At 59.2% G+C, this 20,730-nt stretch carries 15 protein-coding genes and 1 tRNA gene; 14 read left to right on the plus strand and 2 right to left on the minus strand.

Going from position 1 to position 20,730, the window contains the following annotated elements:
- Positions 1-37 precede the first annotated feature (37 nt).
- Positions 38-109, minus strand: a tRNA-Arg gene (locus tag HII33_RS05100).
- Between the two features lie 371 nt (positions 110-480).
- Between HII33_RS05100 and HII33_RS05105 the strand changes: the two genes are divergently transcribed.
- The 14 genes from HII33_RS05105 (at position 481) to HII33_RS05170 (ending at position 19,426) form a co-directional block, all read left to right on the plus strand.
- On the plus strand, positions 481-1,518 hold the full coding sequence (locus tag HII33_RS05105) for a sugar-binding transcriptional regulator (protein ID WP_179394739.1): 1,038 nt from the start codon (positions 481-483) through the stop codon (positions 1,516-1,518).
- Between the two features lie 37 nt (positions 1,519-1,555).
- Complete coding sequence (gene gap / locus HII33_RS05110; RefSeq protein WP_179394740.1) at positions 1,556-2,578, plus strand: type I glyceraldehyde-3-phosphate dehydrogenase; 1,023 nt, start codon at positions 1,556-1,558, stop codon at positions 2,576-2,578.
- A 213-nt stretch (positions 2,579-2,791) separates the two neighbouring features.
- Complete coding sequence (locus tag HII33_RS05115) at positions 2,792-3,982, plus strand: phosphoglycerate kinase (protein WP_179394741.1); 1,191 nt, start codon at positions 2,792-2,794, stop codon at positions 3,980-3,982.
- A gap of 68 nt (positions 3,983-4,050) precedes the next feature.
- Positions 4,051-4,806 carry a triose-phosphate isomerase gene (tpiA, locus tag HII33_RS05120; protein WP_179394742.1) on the plus strand — a complete coding sequence of 252 codons (756 nt, stop codon included), beginning with the start codon at positions 4,051-4,053 and terminating at the stop codon, positions 4,804-4,806.
- A 169-nt stretch (positions 4,807-4,975) separates the two neighbouring features.
- Complete coding sequence (gene eno / locus HII33_RS05125; RefSeq protein WP_179394743.1) at positions 4,976-6,280, plus strand: phosphopyruvate hydratase; 1,305 nt, start codon at positions 4,976-4,978, stop codon at positions 6,278-6,280.
- Between the two features lie 294 nt (positions 6,281-6,574).
- Complete coding sequence (locus HII33_RS05130; RefSeq protein WP_179394744.1) at positions 6,575-6,904, plus strand: PadR family transcriptional regulator; 330 nt, start codon at positions 6,575-6,577, stop codon at positions 6,902-6,904.
- Complete coding sequence (locus HII33_RS05135) at positions 6,897-7,739, plus strand: hypothetical protein (protein ID WP_179394745.1); 843 nt, start codon at positions 6,897-6,899, stop codon at positions 7,737-7,739. The genes HII33_RS05130 and HII33_RS05135 overlap by 8 nt, the downstream gene beginning before the upstream one ends.
- A gap of 166 nt (positions 7,740-7,905) precedes the next feature.
- Positions 7,906-9,453, plus strand: coding sequence for a ClC family H(+)/Cl(-) exchange transporter (locus HII33_RS05140; RefSeq protein ID WP_179394746.1), 1,548 nt, complete (start codon positions 7,906-7,908; stop codon positions 9,451-9,453).
- 126 nt (positions 9,454-9,579) lie between these two features.
- Positions 9,580-9,816, plus strand: coding sequence for a preprotein translocase subunit SecG (gene secG, locus HII33_RS05145; protein WP_125704823.1), 237 nt, complete (start codon positions 9,580-9,582; stop codon positions 9,814-9,816).
- A 45-nt stretch (positions 9,817-9,861) separates the two neighbouring features.
- Complete coding sequence (locus tag HII33_RS05150; protein ID WP_179394747.1) at positions 9,862-10,557, plus strand: alpha/beta hydrolase; 696 nt, start codon at positions 9,862-9,864, stop codon at positions 10,555-10,557.
- Between the two features lie 16 nt (positions 10,558-10,573).
- Positions 10,574-13,036: a ribonuclease R gene (gene rnr / locus HII33_RS05155; RefSeq protein ID WP_179394748.1), complete on the plus strand. Its 2,463-nt coding sequence runs from the start codon at positions 10,574-10,576 to the stop codon at positions 13,034-13,036.
- Positions 13,037-13,067: 31 nt separating this feature from the next.
- On the plus strand, positions 13,068-13,541 hold the full coding sequence (gene smpB / locus HII33_RS05160) for an SsrA-binding protein SmpB (protein ID WP_179394749.1): 474 nt from the start codon (positions 13,068-13,070) through the stop codon (positions 13,539-13,541).
- Positions 13,542-13,784: 243 nt separating this feature from the next.
- Positions 13,785-18,629 carry a S8 family serine peptidase gene (locus tag HII33_RS05165; RefSeq protein ID WP_179394750.1) on the plus strand — a complete coding sequence of 1,615 codons (4,845 nt, stop codon included), beginning with the start codon at positions 13,785-13,787 and terminating at the stop codon, positions 18,627-18,629.
- A gap of 62 nt (positions 18,630-18,691) precedes the next feature.
- The gene (locus tag HII33_RS05170; protein WP_179394751.1) at positions 18,692-19,426 is read left to right on the plus strand and encodes a hypothetical protein; all 735 of its coding nucleotides are present in this window, start codon (positions 18,692-18,694) and stop codon (positions 19,424-19,426) included.
- A 292-nt stretch (positions 19,427-19,718) separates the two neighbouring features.
- Here the strand turns inward: HII33_RS05170 and HII33_RS05175 are convergent, their stop codons facing one another.
- Positions 19,719-20,630: a peptidylprolyl isomerase gene (locus HII33_RS05175; protein WP_179394752.1), complete on the minus strand. Its 912-nt coding sequence runs from the start codon at positions 20,628-20,630 to the stop codon at positions 19,719-19,721.
- Positions 20,631-20,730: the final 100 nt, after the last annotated feature.

Genomic DNA, 20,730 nt, shown 5'->3' on the forward strand with positions numbered 1-20,730 from the left:
TTTGCTTGGTCCTGTTTAGTCCTAAAAGGCTATTTTATGGGCAGCCCGGGAGTCGAACCCGGATTTCGAGAACCGGAATCTCACGTGCGATCCATTACACTAACCGCCCAAGTACCTGATTATTCTACGGGATAGCGGGGCAAAATGCAAGCCCACCGGCCGGATTAATTGCGTCCCACCGCGAAATGAGCGTTCGGTGAGAGCGGGCCCGAATGATCCGATTTCGGGAATCGCGGCCGAAAGTCGCGGCAGCGGTTACAGACCGAAAGAACTTAACCGATAAAACCGAATCATTGGCGCTTTTGGCGCGACAACGTCAACTGGGGCAAAAGGCTTGCACGGCCTTTTTTTCCTTGTTATAATGGGCACTGTTGGTAGGGCTGAACAGGGAAACGCTGGGTGCCCAAATTTTTTTGGCCTGACCGGGTCGCCGAACGGCTCGGTTGGACACAAAACGACCCGCTGAGAAGGATAGCCGATATGCACTCTGAATTCGCCTGGATCGAAGCAATCGCCCCGGACATGATGGGCATTATCACCAAACGGTATCAGATCCTTCAGTTCATCAGTTGGATGGCGCCGGTCGGCCGACGCAACCTCGCCGAGCAGATGAAGGTCTCAGAGCGCGTGTTGCGTACCGAGACGGATTTTCTTCGCAAGCAGGGCCTGATCGAAAGCTCGAAGTCCGGCATGGTCTTGACCAGCAAGGGCATCGAGGCCTTCCAGGGGCTTGAGCAGTTGATGAATCAGTTGCTCGGCTTCAAGGAGGACGAGAAGCGCCTGGCCGCCAAGCTTGGCATCGACCACTGCTTGATCGTCAACGGTGACGCTGACCAGAGCAGTCGGGTGATGGACGAGATGGGGAAGCTGCTCAACCAGACCCTGCAGGTGATGCTGCCGTCTGGCCGCCTGACCGTCGCGGTCATGGGCGGGACCACGATGGCGCGCGTGGCAACGCAGCTGAACTACAAGCTCTCCGCCGGCCGCGAGCTGACCTTCGTGCCAGCTCGTGGCGGGGTGGGCGAGGCCGTCGCGATCCAAGCCAACTCGGTCGCCGCCGCGATGGCGGAAGCAACCGACAGCAACTACCGGGTGCTGTACATTCCTGAAAATGTCAGCGCCAAGACCTACCAGCCGCTGCTGCGTGAGCCAGCGGTCCAAGAAGTGTTGCAAATGATTGACAACGCTCAGGTGGTGATTCATAGTATAGGTGACGCTTTGATCATGGCCAAGCGCCGGTCAATGCCCGCTGAGACGATCCGCGAGCTCGTTGAACGCAGCGCCGTTTCAGAAACTTTCGGCACGTTTTTTGACGCCGAAGGGCAGGTCATCTACAAGATCCCAAGAATCGGGTTACAGATTCCGGACCTTGATCACATCCCGTATGTGTTCGCGGTCGCCGGTGGCAAGAGCAAGGCCAAGGCGATCGCCGCATACATGAAGAATGCGCCGGCCCACACGTGGCTGATCACGGATGTCGGCGCCTCAACTGCGATTTTAACTGGGGAGACCCGTTAGAATAAAACTCTTATTTCCTAAAGGAGGAAATTTTAGCATGACTGTTAAAATTGGTATCAATGGTTTTGGCCGTATCGGTCGTTTGGCTTTCCGCCGCATCTTCGAACTCGGTGAAAAGAGCAACGACATCGAAGTTGTTGCGATCAACGACCTGACCAGCCCATCCATGTTGGCACACCTGCTGAAGTATGATTCCACTCACGGCACCTTCCCTGGTGAAGTGAGCGCAACCGACAACGGCATCGTGGTTAACGGTAAGGAATACCGCGTTTATGCTGAACCACAAGCTCAGAACATTCCGTGGGTTAAGGAAGATGGCGTTCAATACGTCCTCGAATGTACCGGTTTCTACACCTCTGCTGAAAAGGCCCAGGCTCACTTGGATGCTGGTGCAGAACGTGTTCTGATCTCCGCTCCTGCTGGTAAGATCCGCACCATCGTTTACAACGTTAACGATGACACCCTGACCGCAGACGACAAGATCGTTTCCGCTGGTTCTTGCACGACCAACTGCCTGGCACCAATGGCCTACTTCCTGAACAAGGAATTCGGCATCGAAGTTGGGACCATGACGACGGTTCACGCTTACACCTCCACTCAGATGCTGCTTGACGGCCCTGTTCGCGGTGGCAACCTGCGCGCTGCACGTTCTGCTGCGGTTAACACGATTCCTCACAGCACCGGTGCTGCTAAGGCGATCGGTATCGTTATCCCAGAACTGAACGGCAAGCTTCAGGGTCACGCACAGCGTGTCTCCGTTGTTGACGGTTCCCTGACCGAACTGGTTTCCATCCTGAAGACCAAGAACGTCACCGCTGACCAGATCAACGAAGCGATCAAGAAGCACACGGAAAACAACCCATCCTTCGGCTACAACGCTGACGAAGTGGTTTCTTCCGACATCATCGGTACCACCTATGGTTCCATCTTCGACCCGACCCAGACCGAAGTAACGACCGCGGGCGACTACCAACTTGTTAAGACGGTTGCTTGGTACGACAACGAATATGGCTTCACCTGCCAGATGATCCGTACCCTGCTGAAGTTTGCTACTCTGTAATCTCGAGTAACACCTTTTTAACCGCAATAAAAGGAGCGGAGGGAGTATCTCCCTTCGCTCTTTTTTCTAGGGGTGACCCTAGCACCGACGCTTGGCTGAGCGGCGGTGTTTGAATGAGGGGGCCCAGACACGAGACCTTCATTCAAGCATCGCGGTTTGGTCACAGACGTTCGGTAACATAGAATCAACCAATATTTAGGAGGGTTTTATCTAATGGCTAAATTGATCGTCTCCGACTTAGACGTTACTGATAAGAAAGTCTTGATCCGCGTTGACTTCAACGTGCCGATCAAGGACGGTGTCATCGGCGATGACAACCGTATCGTGGCTGCACTGCCGACCATCAACTATGTGATCGACAACGGCGGCAAGGCCATCCTGCTGTCCCACTTGGGCCGCATCAAGACCGAAGAAGACAAGGCGAAGCTGAGCCTGCGCCCAGTGGCAGAACGCCTGTCCGAACTGCTGAAGAAGCCTGTGACCTTCGTCCCTGCCACCCGTGGCAAGGAACTCGAAGACGCCATCAACAACATGAAGGACGGCGACGTTCTGGTGATGGAGAACACCCGCTTCGAAGACCTCGACGGTAAGAAGGAATCCAAGAACGACCCTGAGCTGGGCAAGTACTGGGCTTCTCTGGGTGACCTGTACGTCAACGATGCCTTTGGGACCGCACACCGTGCACATGCTTCTAACGTCGGGATTTCCTCCAACATGCCTCAGGCAGCTGCTGGCTTCTTGATGGAAAAGGAGATCAAGTTCCTCGGCGATGCCGTTGAGAACCCACGTCACCCGTTCGTTGCTATCCTCGGTGGTGCGAAGGTCTCCGACAAGATCGGCGTGATCTCGAACCTGCTCAACAAGGCGGACAAGATCATCGTCGGCGGCGGCATGACCTACACCTTCTACGCAGCTAAGGGCCTGACTGTTGGGAAGTCCCTGGTCGAGACCGACAAGATCGACCTGGCCAAGCAGATCATGGCAGAAGCCGGCGACAAGCTGGTCCTGCCTGTCGACAACGTGGTCGCGACTGAATTCGCCAATGACGCCCCGCACAAGGTCGTGGAAGGCAACATTCCGGATGGCTACATGGCACTTGACATCGGCCCTAAGGCGATCGAAGACTTCAAGAAGGTCTTGGCTGACGCGAAGACCGTCGTTTGGAACGGCCCAATGGGTGTGTTCGAAATGCCTAACTACGCGAAGGGCACGCTGGAGATCGGCAAGGCCCTCGGCGAACTGAAGGATGCGACGACCATCATCGGGGGTGGCGACTCCACCGCTGCGGCCAAGCAGCTCGGCATCGCCCCTCAGATCACCCACATCTCCACTGGTGGTGGCGCAAGCCTCGAATACCTTGAAGGTAAGGAACTGCCTGGTATCGCAGCGATCACCAACAAGTAATCGCACGCAACGCGCACTGCAGGGCGCGTTCACGCCAGACACAAGAGATCAAAAGGAGATTTTGAATAATGCGTACACCTATCATGGCCGGGAACTGGAAAATGAACAAGAACCCGGAAGAGACCCAAGCCTTCATCGACGGCGTTAAGGGCAAGTTACCTGACGCCAGCAAGGTCCAGACCGTTATCGCCGCACCGGCGATCGATCTGACCACCCTGGTGGCCGGCGCCAAAGGCACCCCGCTTCAGACTGCGGCTGAAAACAGCTACTTCGAAGACGAAGGGGCGTTCACCGGCGAAACCAGCCCTAAGGCCCTCAAGGAAATGGGTCTGGACTTCGTCGTGATCGGTCACTCCGAGCGTCGTGGCTACTTCCACGAAACCGACGAAGACATCAACAAGAAGGCGAAGGCCATCCTGAAGAACGGCCTGCTGCCGATCATCTGCTGTGGTGAGAGCCTCGAGCAGCGTGAAGCTGGCCAAACCAACGACTGGGTCGCTTACCAAGTCGCTGGCGCGCTTGCAGGCATCACCGCTGAAGACGTGAAGAAGAGCGTCATTGCCTACGAACCGATCTGGGCGATCGGGACCGGCAAGACCGCGACAGCTGACCAGGCACAGGAAGTGGTTGCCCACATCCGTGCAACGGTCAAGAAGCTGTACGATGCAGAAACGGCTGACGCCGTGCGCATCCTTTACGGTGGCTCCGTGAAGCCAGCGAACGTCAAGGAACTGATGGCGAAGGAAGACATCGACGGCGGCCTGGTTGGCGGTGCGTCCATGGACCCAGAATCCTTCATCGCCTTGGCCAACTACCAAGACTAACCAGAGCACAGCGGCGGCGTATGAAGGTGGCCCGCGGCAGCCTGACCAAGGCGGTCGGGTCCGGACATCCAGTCATGCGCAGACCGGATCGCCCACGCTTTCACCGCGTCTGCGTTCTGTGTTACACTAAATTCGAATCTGCCGGTTAGGCAAAACAAAGGAGAAAAACATGTCTATCATTACAGATGTTTTGGCCCGCGAAGTCCTCGACTCCCGTGGCAACCCGACTGTTGAAGTTGAACTGTACACCGAAGATGGCGGCTTTGGCCGTGCCCTCGTCCCATCAGGTGCTTCTACCGGTGAACACGAAGCCGTTGAACTGCGTGACGGCGACAAGTCCCGCTTCGGCGGTAAGGGTGTTCTGAAGGCGGTCGCGAACGTCAACGATCAGATCGCGAAGGCCGTGATCGGCCTGGATGCGACCGAACAGCGCCTCATCGACCAGACCATGATCGATCTGGACGGCACCCCGAACAAGGGCAAGCTTGGCGCCAACGCCATCCTTGGGGTTTCCTTGGCTGCTGCCCGTGCGGCAGCTTCCGAAGTTGGTCTGCCTCTGTACCAGTACCTTGGCGGCCCTAACGCCCACGTGCTCCCGACCCCGATGATGAACGTGATCAACGGTGGCGCGCACTCCACCAACACGATCGACTTCCAAGAATTCATGATCATGCCAGTTGGTGGCAAGACCGTTCGCGAAGCGATCCGGATGGGCGCCGAGACCTTCCACGCCCTGCAGGCGCTGCTGAAGGAAAAAGGCGACATCACCGCTGTCGGCGACGAAGGTGGCTTTGCGCCTAACCTGAAGGATAACGAAGAAGCGTTCGAATTCCTCGTTGAAGCGATCCAGAAGGCTGGCTACAAGCCGGGCGAAGACGTTGCGATCGCCTTTGACGTGGCTTCCTCTGAGTTCTACGACCCAGAGACCAAGAAGTACACCCTCAAGTGGTCCGACCCTGACACCAGCTACACCACGGACGAGTTCATCGACTTGATCGCTGGCTTCGTGGCGAAGTACCCGATCGTTTCGATCGAAGACCCGATCGACGAAAACGACTGGGAAGGCTGGCAGAAGATCACCGCTAAGCTGGGCGACAAAGTTCAGCTTGTCGGTGACGACCTGTTCGTGACCAACACCGATTACCTGAAGAAGGGGATCGACATGGGCGTTGCGAACTCCATCCTGATCAAGCTTAACCAGATCGGGACCCTGACCGAGACCTTCGAAGCCATCGAGATGGCGAAGGAAGCCGGCTACACCGCCGTTGTTTCCCACCGTTCCGGTGAAACCGAAGACACCACCATCGCTGACTTGGTCGTTGCGACCAACGCCGGCCAGATCAAGACCGGTTCCATGAGCCGGACCGACCGCATCGCGAAGTACAACCAGCTGATGCGGATCGAAGACGAACTCGGTGCATCTGCGCTGTACAAGGGCCGCAAGTCCTTCTACAACGTCAAGGCGATCGACTAGTCTGACCCATTGCGCCTCTTTCGAGAGGCGCTTTTTTTGTCCCCCAAGCGGCGATGCCTCGGCCCGCTGACCGCCGTGAAATGTACCGCTGCCGCTGCTTTGCAACACCCACCGTGACCGGCACGGCGTAGCGCTACAGATCGTCATATACGCCTGCCAGCAGGTCTAAGGCCGCCACTGTTTCGCGTCGCAGTGACCCGCAGTCGAGGGCTGAGTGAAGTGCTTGGTTCTTTACAACGTGCACGGTGGGTGCTACACTCTGTCTAGTTAGTAAAACTAACTAGGAGGGCATGCATGAAACAGACGCAATTACTCAAAGGCGTGCTCGAGGGCTGTGTGTTGGCGATCATCGGGCGACAAGAGAGCTATGGCTATGAGCTGATGCAGGCACTGCACGACTACGGGTTCACGTCGATCGTTGGCGGAACGCTGTATCCGCTGCTGGCCAAGCTAGAAAAGCAAGGCGACGTGACTGGCGTGATGAAGGCGTCGCCTGAAGGGCCGGACCGCAAATATTTCACCTTGACGACGCAGGGGCAGGCGAGCCTGGCCGAATTTCAGGCGCAGTGGGCGCAGATCGGGGCACAGGTCGCCGCAGTGATGGAGGGACACGATCATGACTAAAGATAATGATGAAGCCGCACTGGAGCGGGCACTGGAGCGGCTGACGGCGGGCGATCGGCGCTGGTTCGCGCAGGTCACGCTGTATATGCGGCTGTGCGGGTGGGTCCGCGATACGGCAGCGGTCACCGGCCAGTTGACCGCGATGGCACAAGATCTAGCCGATGCGGAGCGCGGCGGTCAAGACGCCACCGCGTATTTTGGCAATTCACCGCGACAGATGGCGCAGGAGATCCTGTCACAGTTGCCGCTGATCGGTTGGCCGGTGCGGTTGAAGCTGTTTGTTGGACTCGCCGGATTCAGCTGGCTGCTCCTATTACTCGCGGCTGCGAGTACTGGGGCCGAGATGCAGCTCAGCGCCTTCCAACTGCTCGTGCTGTTGGGCTGTCTGGGGCTAGGTGAAGCCGGGGTGATGCGCAGTTTTGCCGAGATGGCTTACGCGCAGACCCTGTGGCGGCCGTTACTCGGGTTCGCTGTGTCGGTCGTCCTCTGCGGGGGCGCCGCGGGGCTGACACTGCGCTGGGCCCCCGCGTGGGCTGCGGTGACCGTCCCGACGCCATGGGACTATTGGGTGATCGGGGTCAGCGTTTTGGCGATCGTGATCGGCCTGACGCAACTGGCCGGTGTTCGGTTGCGGCGGTTACTCGACCCGAACGTGGGCTTGATCGTGCTACTACTCGGCGCGGCGCTACTTAGGCGTTACTGGCTGAACACCGGCACCGAGATGACACAGGGTCAAGCCATCTGGATCCTTGCGGGGTTCGGCGGCGGCACGCTGGCCTACATCGGTTGGCAGCTGCTCAACGTGGTGCGGGCGCACCGGTTGAGTCACGAGTGAGGCAAGACGACGCTTCGGGCTGACCGAGGCGTTTTTGGTGTTCAACAGAGTGCAGGCAAGAGCGATAGGGAGCGATAGGGCCTGCGGCGGCATGTGCTCAAAAGGGTTTGGGGGACGCGCAAGCGGCGTGTATACTAGAAACTGAATCTATGACGGAGGGGGCGGCATGGTGTCCGCACACAAACAGATCGATCTGACGCGGCTACGCTTCGTGCTTCAGGGGCTTGTGGTCGGCTTGTTGGCCGGTGGCGTGGTCTCATTGTTTCGGCTCGGGATCGAGCGCACACTGATGGTCATGCAAGGCGTGTACCGGCACGCGACACCAGGAACGATCGCACTGGTCGTGCTGGGGAGCATCGGCCTGGCGGCGTTCATTGGCTGGCTGCTGACGACGGAGCCGAACATCTCGGGGTCTGGGATCCCGCAGGTCGAAGGGCAACTACAGGGCACGATGGACTTCAATTGGTGGTCCGTGCTGTGGAAAAAATTCGTCGCCGGTGTCTTGGGCATTGGTCCAGGCCTGTTCTTAGGGCGTGAAGGCCCTTCGATCCAGCTCGGGGCGGCCGTTGGTCAGGGGGTGGCGGCCGGGTTCAAGCGCACTGGCTCGGACCGACGGATCATGATCGCCGCTGGGGCCGCCGGTGGGTTAGCCGCTGCGTTCAACGCGCCGATCGCCGGGACCATGTTCGTCTTGGAGGAGGTCTATCACAACTTCAGCCCGTTGGTGTGGATCACAAGCCTAGCGAGTGCGATCGGCGCCAATTTCATCTCGTTGTATGTCTTTGGTGAAGTGCCGGTCTTGCACCTGGTCTACGACCGACCGATGCCAATCACCCTTTACTGGCATCTGCTATTGTTGGGCATTGTGCTCGGCCTGCTCGGATACCTGTACCAGCGCGTGCTACTCGCCATGCCGGCGGTGTATGCCAAAACGCGGATCCCACGCGCGTTTCAGGGGATCGTGCCGTTCCTGCTGGTGATCCCGATCGGGCTGGTCGCCCCGCAGATCCTAGGTGGGGGTAACGGGCTGATCGTCGGGTTCGGTCAGGCATTGCCGGCGCTCGGGCCCTTGTGCGTCTTGCTCGTCGTGCGGTTCGTATTCTCCATGATTTCGTACGGTTCTGGACTGCCGGGGGGGATCTTCCTGCCGATCCTCAGCCTGGGGGCGGTGATCGGGGCGGTGTATGCCGTCTTGATGGTTGACCTCGGCTGGCTGCCGCGCCTTTATGAGATGAACCTGATCATTTTTGCGATGGCCGGCTACTTCGCCGGGATCGGGAAGGCCCCGTTCACGGCGATCCTGCTGATCACGGAGATGGTGGGTAACCTAACGAATCTTATGGCCATGGCGGTGCTCACTTTGGTCGCCTACATCGTGGTCGATGTGCTCGGAGGCGCGCCGATCTACGAATCGCTATTGCAACGACTGACGGTGCCGAGCCAGATCGAGGCGATCCACCGGATGGACCGCTTGGAGCTGCCGGTGTTTGAAGGCAGTGCGCTAGAAGGCATGCAGGTCCGTGACTTCGCGTGGCCACGCAGCACCTTGTTGATGAGCATCCAGCGCGGCTCGCAGTCGATCATCCCGCACGGTGACACGGTGATCCGCGCTGGCGACACGCTGGTTGTTTTGACGGAGGCCAGCCAGCGCGCGGCGGTGCGCGCACAGATCCACGCGAAGGCGGCCAAGCTTGCCGAACGAACAGGCGACTAGCGGCGACGGTGGCGAACGGTCAGTCGTGCGCCGCCGGATTTTGGCGGCCGCCGCGGTTTAAGCTGGTCACGCCGGTCCTTTTGTGATAGGCTACTACTAGTAGGTTTTCGCAAGGGAGGGAAAAACTTGCAGAGTCTTCTGACCACACTACTCATCATCGACTCGATCCTGATCGTGATCGCGACATTGATGCAACCTAGCAAACAACAAGACGCACTGAGCGCGCTGTCAGGCGGTGCGACCGACTTGTTCGGTAAACAAAAATCGCGGGGATTCGAAGCATTTATGGAAAAAGTGACCGTCGTACTCGGCGTGTTCTTCTTCGGTTTATCGCTCGCCTTAGTGTATCTGTCATCCCACTAACGAAGGTCTCCTGTCAGAAACAGGGGCCTTTTTTTGGAGGTCGCGATGCAAGCCTTTGAGTTAACGGGGCAGGGCCTTGGCGTCGTGCTGTTGCATGCGTATACCGGGAGCCCGGCCGATGTGAATCTGCTGGCGCACGCCTTGAACCGCAGCGGCGCAGGGGTGCTAGCGCCGTTGTTCGCCGGTCATGGGACGGGGGACGCCCAAGACGTCTTTCGGGCCGGCCCGACGCAGTGGTGGGCGCAGACCCAGGCGGCCATTGCCCAGGTCCAGGCGCGCTATCCGCGCGTGGCGGTGTTTGGGCTCTCACTCGGCGGGCTCTTTGCGATGCGCGCTTTGGCCACACTACCGGGACTCGCGTGCGGCGGTGTGTTGTCGAGCCCGGTGATGCCGGGCACAGACGACGTGCCCCGGCAGTTTCTCGGGGCGAACCGCGCCCAGCGCAAGCGGCGCGGGTTACCGGATAACACCGCGGCGATCACGCCGGCGTTGACGGCGCAGTTGACGGCGATCCATGCTTTTGCCGCGGCCACCGTCCCGCTGCTCGGCGGGATCACGCAGCCAGTGTTCATTGGGCAGGGCAGCCAGGACGTGATGATCGATCCGGCGCGCGCCCAGGCGCTGGTCGCGGCACTGCATCAGGCGCCGGTCACCTTCCGCGAATACCCTGCGGGGCATGTCATCACCGTGAATGCCGCGCACACACAGTTAGAACAAGATATCATTCAATTTTTAGAGTAGAAAACGAGGGACAGTTATGACCACAGTTGGCCACATGCGCAATGAATTGCTCGCCGCGTTCAGGCGGAACCCGCAAGTCGGGTTCTCCGTCCAATCGCTTCAGCGAGCGCTTAAGCTCAGCGATGCCGAAGACTTCAAGGTCTTGGTGCAGGCGCTGGAAGCACTGATGAACGACAACTTGATCCACCAAAACGCAGACGACCTGTACCTGCTGGGCGGCAAGCCGGCCACCTTGCAAGGGATCTTCCACGGCAACGAAAAAGGGTTCGGGTTCGTCGCCATCGAAGACCAAGACAACGACGTCTTCATCGCCCCACCGAGCACGAACTTTGCGCTCGATGGCGATACCGTTGAGGTCCGCATCACCCGCCAACCGGCACCTGGCGATAGTCGCGGGCCGGAAGGGGAAGTGACGCAGGTCCTCGAACGCAAGATCACCCGGCTCGTCGGCGAGTTCACTCCGCTGTCGGACGGTGAGCGTGCGCGCACCGGCTTCATCGGAACGGTGACGAGCCACGAGAAGAAGATGAAGCGCTACCCGGTCCTAGTCAAGGATACGGGGATGATGCCACAGCTCGGTGACATGTTGCAGGTGGACATCACCGCGTATCCGGAGGCGGCACGCCCGGCTGCGATGCTTGGGATCATCGAGTCCAACCTGGGGAACAAGAATGACCCCGGTGTGGATATCATGTCATTGGTGATGCAAAACGACATCCGCGTCGAGTACCCGGAAGACGCGATGGCTCAAGCCAACGAGATCCCCGACCATGTGACGGAACAAGACCGGCTCGGTCGGCGTGACATCACCGACCAACCTGTCGTCACGATCGATGGCGATGACAGCAAGGACTTCGACGATGCCGTCGTGGCTTGGCAGCTGCCGAACGGGAACTACCACCTCGGCGTGCACATTGCCGATGTGTCTTACTATGTCACCGAAGGCTCTGCACTGGACCACGAGACTTACGAGCGCGGCACGTCGACGTACCTGGTCGACCGGGTGATCCCGATGTTGCCGTTCCGACTCAGTAACGGGATCTGTTCGCTGAACCCTGACGTGGATCGACTGGCGATGTCCTGCGACATGGAGATCGACCATGAGGGTCATGTGGTCAGCCATGACATTTACCAAAGCGTGATTCGGTCGCACGGCCGGTTGACCTACAACAATGTGAACAAGATCCTGACCGATCAGGATGAGGCGTTGCGGGCACAGTACGCGGACCTCGTGCCGATGCTCGAGCTGATGGGCGAGATGCACGAAGTCCTGTACGCGATGCGACACAGCCGTGGGGCGATCGATTTTGAAGAGAACGAAGCCAAGATCATTGTGGACGAGAACGGCCATCCGACCGACATCGTGCTGCGTGACCGGGGCTTGTCCGAGCGCATGATCGAAAGCTTCATGCTGCAGGCCAATGAGACGGTCGCTGAGCACTACAGTAAGTTGCACCTGCCGTTCCTATACCGCGTTCACGAGACGCCGGATGAGGACCGGATCAAAGACTTCATCGACTTCCTGGCCACGTTTGGCCTCAATGTGCCGATCAAAAAAGGCACCCCGGTCACCCCGAAGATGTTGCAAGACGTCAACACGCAGGTCACCGGGACGCCTGAAGAGATGATGGTCAACGTCAAGATGCTGCGTAGCCTCAAGCAGGCGCGCTACTCGGAAGATCCACTCGGACACTTCGGGATCGCGGCCCAGTACTACTGCCACTTCACCAGCCCGATCCGGCGCTACCCTGACTTGATCGTGCACCGCCTCATCCGCGATTACGCGCTGAAGGGTACCGGTGAAGGGATCCAGGCCAAGTGGACCGAGAAGCTGCCCGGCATCGCCGTGCAGACGTCGACGCGCGAGCGCCACAGCATCGATGCCGAGCGTGCGGTCGATGACCTGAAGAAGGCTGAGTTCATGGCGGATAAAGTCGGGAACGACTTTGACGCCGTGGTCAGCGGGGTCACCAGCTTCGGGATGTTCGTCGCGCTTCCGAACACCGTCGAGGGGCTGGTGCACATCACCCGCATGTCGGATGACTACTACACCTTCGTCGAGAGCCAGATGGCTTTGGTCGGATCGCGAACGCACCACATGTATCGGATCGGACAGCCGCTTCGGGTCCACCTCGATAACGTCGATGTCGATCAGCGACAAGTCGATTTTTCTCTGGTCGCAGATGCAGATGCCCCGCTGGCAGACGCAGAGACGCAGGCGCTCGCGGAATCCGCGAGCCGCGGGAGCCGCGGTAACAATGGTGGCCGCAACGATCGCCGTGGCGGCAACGGTGGCGGGCGACCGGGCGGCAACAACCACGGCAACGGGCAAAACCGCGGGCCACGTGGTAACGGCAGTGGCAGCGGCAATAGCCGCGGTGGCAACCGTGGCGGAAGCAATAACCGGAGCTTCGGCAACACGATCGGCAACCAGGTCCGTAACAACCAGAACCGCGGCGGGAATCGCAGTAAGCACTGAGCATAACTGAACGGCGAACGGAGGGGTGACGATGGCCAAGAAGATGCGACCTAAGCCGGATAACCTGCTGGCGCAAAACAAGAAGGCGTCCCACGATTACACGATCTTGGAGACCTACGAGGCGGGCTTGGTGCTGACCGGCACCGAGATCAAGTCTGTGCGCGCCGGTAAGGTGAACCTCAAGGACGGCTTCGCCCGCGTTCGCAACGCGGAGGCATGGCTTGAGAATGTCCATATCAGCCCGTACAAAGAGGGCAATCAGTTCAACCAGGACCCATTGCGCAACCGTAAGCTGTTGCTACACAAAAAGGAGATCCGCAAGCTCGAAGCGGCTATGACCCAGCAGGGGTTGACCATCGTGCCGTTGCGGCTTTACCTCAAGCACGGCTACGCCAAAGTTTTGATCGGCGTTGCACAAGGGAAGAAGTTGTACGACAAGCGCGAGGCGCTGAAACAAAAGGACCAAAAGCGCGACATCGCTCGGGCGATGAAGGAACGCGACTGAACGAACCAGTCGGACGGCAGCAGTGGCTGCCGTCTTTTTTGTGCGCTCATTTTGCAATCAGACCTTAATTTTTTTTAGGAAAGTGCGACGAACGGCGGTGGTATCCAGATATACGTCCTCAATATCGGGTTTTGTATGAATTATTAGTTAAAATTTGATGACAAGATATGTCTACTTGATTATAATGGCCCTATTGTCTTGGCAGAACAATTAATCTGATCTGAAGAAAATGGAGGGGTAGAATTGAAGCTCAAGAACCGTAAATTAACGCTCTTGCTGGCAAGCTCTGCCGCACTAGGCACACTGGCGATCTCGCCGGTATTAGAAACGCAAGTCAAGGCGGATATCACCACGCAGTTGCAACAGGCCGCCAAAACTGGCGTTAAGGCCAGCACTGCCGCCACGCTTGCGACCGGCGCGACCAGTCCGATCCAACAAGCGATCGCCGATCAACTGGCGGCCAAAGGGGTCGACTACAGCGGGTTGACCGGGCACCAGCGCCAGACCGCGTACATCGATGTGATCGTGCAGCTCAAGGCCAAGCCGGCGGCCGAAAACGGCACGCTGGTCAAGAACTATTCCAGCTCGGCTGAGATCCAAGCCGAAGCTCAGAAGGTGATCGACGCCCAGGCCGGCGTCAAGGCGCAAGTCAAGGCGATCACCGGGCAGGCGACCGGTAAGAGCTACGGCTACGTGGTCAACGGCTTTTCGACTAAGGTCCAGGTCGAAGACCTGGCTGCACTGCAGCAGCTAGCCGGCGTAGCCTCGGTCACCATCGACCGCCAGTTCTACTCCGTTGAATCGACATCCAACGACATGGCCAACGTCCAGACCGTCTGGGCGAACTACAAGTACAAGGGCGAAGGCACCGTGGTCTCCGTTATTGACAGCGGTGTGGATGCGTCCCACAAGGACATGCGCCTGAGCGATCCGACCAAGGCCAAGATCAGCCGCGAAGACGCAGACGCCTTCGCCGATTCTGTCGGCTACGGCCGCTTCCTGAGCGACAAGATCCCGTATGGCTACAACTACGCCGACGACTCCGACACCTACATCGCTGATGATACCGTTGAGGAGCAGCACGGCATGCACGTGGCGGGGATCATCGGTGCCAACGGCACCGGCAGCGACCCGACCACCTCGGTGACCGGGGTCGCACCTGAAGCGCAGCTGCTGGGCATGAAGGTGTTCAGTAACTCTGACGCCGCGGCCACGACTGGGTCCGACACCGTCGTTTCGGCGATCGAAGACTCGGCGAAGCTGGGGGCAGATGTCCTGAATATGTCCCTGGGGTCCACGTCCGGGACTTTGACGGCAGACGACCCGGAACAGGCCGCGGTCCAAAACGCGATCGAAAGCGGGACTGCCGCGGTGATCTCTGCCGGCAACGACGGGTCCACGGGGTCGCTGAACGAAGGGGTCAACAAGAACTACCAGGACAACGAGGACACCGAGACTGTCGGGACGCCAGGGGTCGCACGGAATGCGACCACCGTCGCTTCCGCGGAGAATACGGAAGCGATCGGTTACGCCGTTTCGATCAAGGACGGCGATGATGCCGTGACCGAGCCGGAATTGACGCAGACGTCCGTCAGCGCGACTCAGGCTGATTTTGACCAGAAGCAGTTCTTCGTCGCCCGCGACGCGAGCGGCACGCCGGGGATCGGCACGCCGGACCAGTACACCGCAGACGCGGCGGGCAAAGTTGCCGTCGTGTTGCGTGGGGACATCGACTTCACCGCCAAGCAGGCTAACGCCAAGGCGGCCGGGGCGACCGGGCTGATCATCGTGAACAACACTGGCGACGACCTGCCATTGACCTCCATGGTCGTGGACGACAGCCTCCCGACAATCTCGCTGGCCGCAACGACTGGGCAGAAGCTGATCGACTGGCTGGATAATGGGCATGCCGACGATGTCCTCAGTGTGTTCTTGGGCATCCAAAAGACCACGAACGCCAACTACGGCGTTGATAAGCTGTCGACGTTCACCTCCTACGGGCCGGTCGAAGACCTGTCCTTCAAGCCGGACATCACGGCACCAGGGGGCAACATCTGGTCGACTCAAAACAATAATGGTTACACGAATATGTCGGGGACCTCAATGGCGTCACCGTTCATCGCGGGGTCACAGGCGCTGTTGAAGCAGGCGATGACCGATCCGGCCAACGCCTTCTACGACTATTACCAAGGGCTCGCCAATGCTGATCTCATCGGGCTAATGAAGACAATCGAGATGAACACGGCGGTGCCGATCCTGGACCAAGACCGCAACGACGCGATCGAATCGCCGCGGCGCCAAGGGGCTGGGATGGTCGATGTTGAAGCGGCGATCGAGCGGCTTGAGACCAACCCGACGACGGTCGTGGCCGACAACGGCTACCCGGGCATCGAGCTGAAGAGCATCGACGGCGACACCAAGACCTTCAAGCTGACCTTCAACAACCCGACGGATCAGGCGCTCAGCTACACGCTCGACCCGACGGAAGGCACTTACGCGGTCTACACCGACAAAGTCGATCAAACGGCCGGTGGGATGTACGATGAGGCGATCGATGGGGCGTCGGTCACGACCAACGGCCCGATCGAAGTACCCGCCGGGGGCAAGACCACCGTTGAATTCACGCTGACCCTGCCGGCTGGGTTCGACGCGGACAAGTTCGTTGAAGGGTTCCTGAGCTTCACAGGCAGTGATGCGACCAAGCTGAGCATCCCGTACATGGGCTTCCACGGCGACTGGGACGCACAACCGATCTTTGATCCGCTCAACGGCCAGGCCGCACAGCTGATCGACTACCCGGATTCGACCGTGCTGTGGGCGATGAACGCGCTGACCGGCGAGGCGCAGATCTTGGGCTCCAGCGCGGCCGGCGTTGACCCGGATGCGATCGCCTTTTCCACCAGTCCAGCCGCGGCGATCACGACGCTTCAAGGGCAGATCTACCTCTTGCGCAACGCCCAAGACGTTCACTATGAGATCGTCAACAGCGATGGCGAGGTCGTCGCGACCCTGTTGAAGTCGGCGGCGGAGACGAAGACCTATTACTATGCCAACGAAAGTACCTTCGAAGTGCTGGGGTTGCCAAAGTGGGACGGGACGGTCTTCAACCAGAGCACCGGCGAATACGAAGCCGCACCAGACGGCCAGTACACCTACCGGGTGTCTGCGGTGGCGGCCGGCGCAGACGAGGCGTCACGCCAGACGCTCGACCTGCCAGTCAAGGTCGACTCTGTTGCGCCTGAGTTGCAGAACATCGCGCTGGCCAGCGAAGTCGAGAACGGTCAGACCAAGTACTATCTGACCGGTGAGACGAAGGACGAGTTTAGCGGTCTGGACATCACCAATGATTGCGGCACGGCAGTCAACGGCGTGGTCGAGCTGCACCAGACCTTTGAAGTCGTTGGGACGACGGCAGACGGGTACGCGCAAGTGCGTGTGCCGTTGACCGAGGCACAGGCGAAGACGGTCGCCGCCGGGAACAACGCGATCGAACTCTACCTGAGCGATAACGCAACGAATTTTGTCGACGTGATGAACGACGTGGCGAAGTTGCCAGATCAGCAGACCGCGGATGGCCTGGTGCTCGATGTCGGCGTGCCAGACACCATCAGCATGGCCAACGAGTACATCGATATCTCCCAAGACCGCCTCGATTACGCCTTGTCTGGGCGCTACCCTGGGGAAGTCTTCGGGACTTATGTGGATGAAAACGGCGAGACGCAGGACCTGATCGTCGAGAACTACTTGGACGAAGACGATCCGACGAATAACGACGCGAAGTACTTCATCGCTCGGATGCCGATCGCCTCTGCAACGGATTACGCGACGACCATTAAGCTCTATGCGGACGCCGCCCACACTCAACTGCTCGGGAGCTACGACACCAAGGTGGCGATGTTCCAGCCGAAGATCGGGACGGTCACAGTCAATGGCGGGCAGACCCAGACCTCCGAAGGCACCGTTAAGGTTGCCGGACAGGTCTCCGATGACGTGACGACGGCAACGGTCACGGTCAACGAGACAACGATTGAACTGCCACTGACTGCGGACCACCAGATCGACGCCGATGTGCCGGTCGCGTTTGGGGACAACGACCTCACGCTTACCTTGACCGACGCGGATGGGAACGTCAAGACCTTCGATTACACTGTCAACTCGACGTACGACGCCGATCCACTTGAGGACGCGGTGACCTTCGACAACGAGGTTGCCCTTGGCACCAACTACTTGGAGACCGACGATCCGACGTACGATGCGGCGACTGGGACAGTCACCCTGTCTGGGAAGGTCAAGCACCCGACCACGACCCTACAGATCGCTGGGCAAAACGTCAAAATCAACTCTGATCTGACCTTCAGCGTTGAGCTGAACGTCGGCACTCAGGGCAAGCATGACTTCAGTGTGGTCTACGGCAACTCGCTGACCGGCGAGACTGTGCAGGAGCGGGTCAGCTACATCTTGGATGCCGTAGCACCGACATTGACTGTCGATCAGCCGACCGACCAGCCGATCCACACCACGACGGGGACGTTCACGATCAGTGGGCAAGTCACGGATAACCTGGATTACGTGGAAGTCTACATCAACGGGAACGCGGTCCAGATGTCGAGTGGGAACTTGAACTGGAACGGGAATGCGACGGCAGACGAGCCATTCAGTGAAGTCGAGACACTCAAGGAAGGTGAGAACATCTTCCGGATCGACGTGCTCGACGCGTTGGGCAACCACATTCAGCAGACGGTCACCGTCTACTACGACAAGCCTGTCGCCCAGTCGATCCAAGACGCTATCTCTGCGGCCAAGAAGGCTGTGGCAGACATCGGCGCCAAGACCGATCCAACAACCGGCAAGACCTTCTACGGCGACCTCGACGCGCTACTCGCAGCCGCTAAGGCGGGCAAGCTCAGTGATGAGGAAGCCCAGGCCCAGCTGGCCGCGATCCAAAAGGCTGCGGCGCAGTTCCGCCACGACCGTGACGCCGCTGCCTTCTCTGCCGCGGTGACCGCCGCCAAGCAACAGCTCGGCGACAAGCTCAACGGGACGACGCGGCGACCGGCAAGACGTTTGGTGCGGCGCTCGATGAGCTGATCCAGGCCTTCAACGCCAACCAGCTCGACGGTAAGCAAGCGACAGCCAAGCTGACGGCGCTCGTGGCCGCGGCCGAAAAGGCCGCCGAAACGACCCCGACCGGTGAGACCACGGACCCAACGGACCCGACGACGGATCCGACTGACCCGACGGCGCCAACCACCGATCCGACGACGGACCCGAGCGAAACCACTGATCCAACCACTGATCCAACCACTGATCCAACCGCTGACCCGACAACGACCCCATCTAGCCCGATGCTGGACACGGTCGCCGCGGCGAAGCAGGCGATCGGCACGCTTGGCAACGAGAAGAGCCCGGCGACCGGCCGTACCTACTACGGTGACCTCGACTACCTGACGGCCCAGCTCAAGGCCGGCGCGGTGACCGACAAGCAGGCGCAGACGACGCTGAACCAGATCCTGAACCAGGCGTATGTCCTTGGGGACATCGCGACGGTCAAGGCAGCGTTCGCGCAGGCCGAAATCGGCAACACCAAGGATAGCGTGACCGGCCAGTCCTTCTACGGCGATGTCGACTACCTGAAGGCGCAAGCCGCCGCCGGGAAGCTGACCCCAGCCGAAGCGGAGACGCAGCTGAGCGCGATCGTTGAGAACGCCAAGGCGGTCAGCGCCAAAGTCGCAGCCAGCCTGGCTGACTTCAAGGCGACCATCGACGCCGGCAAGACCGGGACCGCGGAAGCGACCAGCACGACCAAGGCGAAGGCCGGCGAGAAATTTGCCGCCTTCATGACCGCGGTCAAGGCCGCCTTCCAGCAGTTCGTCAGCGGTAAGTAATTGAACCGAGCCTGGATGATCCCAGGTGGTACATGAAGAACCTCCCAGCGGCCCTTTGCCCCACCGTCAGTTTGAGGATGGGGCGAAGGACGCTGGGAGGTTCTTGGGTGACGAGACTGAAGGGGTGTGCCATGACGCGGGTTTAACCCAGAGTATAAGCGCGGCCCTCAGTAAAACCCGAACTTGGGTTTTGCTGAGGGCCGTTTTTGTACATCTGGGGCGTTGCGTTATGGCACGTCACGTTTTGGAATAGTCGTGCCACTAGCGGTATGTCACAACCGCTTCTGCGGGATCATTGGGCGTCGTCGGTGTCAGACAGGTAAAGCGACAGGGCGCTTTGTAAGTCTTTGTCCTTGATCGTGACATCTTGTGCCTTCAAGACTTTGGAGAATACATTGCGCATGACCGACGTATCCTTCAGCCAAGTATTGTAGATGCTGGCCTTGAGTTCGGCCTTGTGCTGGCTCAGGGTCCCTTTGCCAGGGTCCTTGATCAGCTTGATCACTTCGTAGCCATCGGTGACCTTGACCGGCGTTGTCGTGTAGGCGCCGACTTTCAACCCGTAGGCGGCGTCTTTGAAGGTCGAGTCCAGGGTCTTGTCTGTGGCGGTCACGGTCCGCACGCCACCTTTGTCTTTAGTGGCGGTGTCCACGGAGTACTGGCTAGCCAGCGCTTTGAAGTCCTGGCCGGCGTTCAGGGCGCTGATCACCGTTTGCGCGGTGGCCTCGTCCGTGGTCTGGATGTGCTGGACCTCCAGGGTCGGTTTGTAGGTCTTCCAAGCGGCTTCGAGCTGGGTCTGAGAGACCGGCCGCAGCGCCTTGAGCGCGGCCTCGCCAAGTAGTTGCAAGCGTAGGCTGCGGCGGAAGAGGCTCGGGGTCAGGTTGTTTTGGCTCAAAAAAGCGGTGAACTGAGAGCCGTATTGCTGTTTGTACGAGGTATAGCTCTTATCGACGGTTTTCTTGGCGACCTGATCGCCGTACGCCTGATCGAGTGCGCGGTAGAGCAGCAGGTTCGCGAGCGCCGCCTGATTGTTGGGCATCGATTTTAGTTCTTGGTAAAACTGGTCTTCGGTCAGCTTATGCCCCTTGTATGTTGCGATCACCGGATCGGTGGTCTGTGCTGGTGTGCTGCTGCAACCGGCGGCAGTCGTAAGCCCGACTGTCAGCGCGGCGAGGAGCAACGGTTTGGTGAACCCAAATTTCATCTCCAAAGCCTCCGTTTCACGTGCGATGAGAATACAATTTCGATTCTAATTTATTCACAATGGTTTTTCAATGAATTTCGACGAACCCAACCCCATGCGC

The organism is Lacticaseibacillus absianus (genome assembly GCF_013407595.1).
GTDB classification, from domain to species: Bacteria; Bacillota; Bacilli; order Lactobacillales; family Lactobacillaceae; genus Lacticaseibacillus; species Lacticaseibacillus absianus.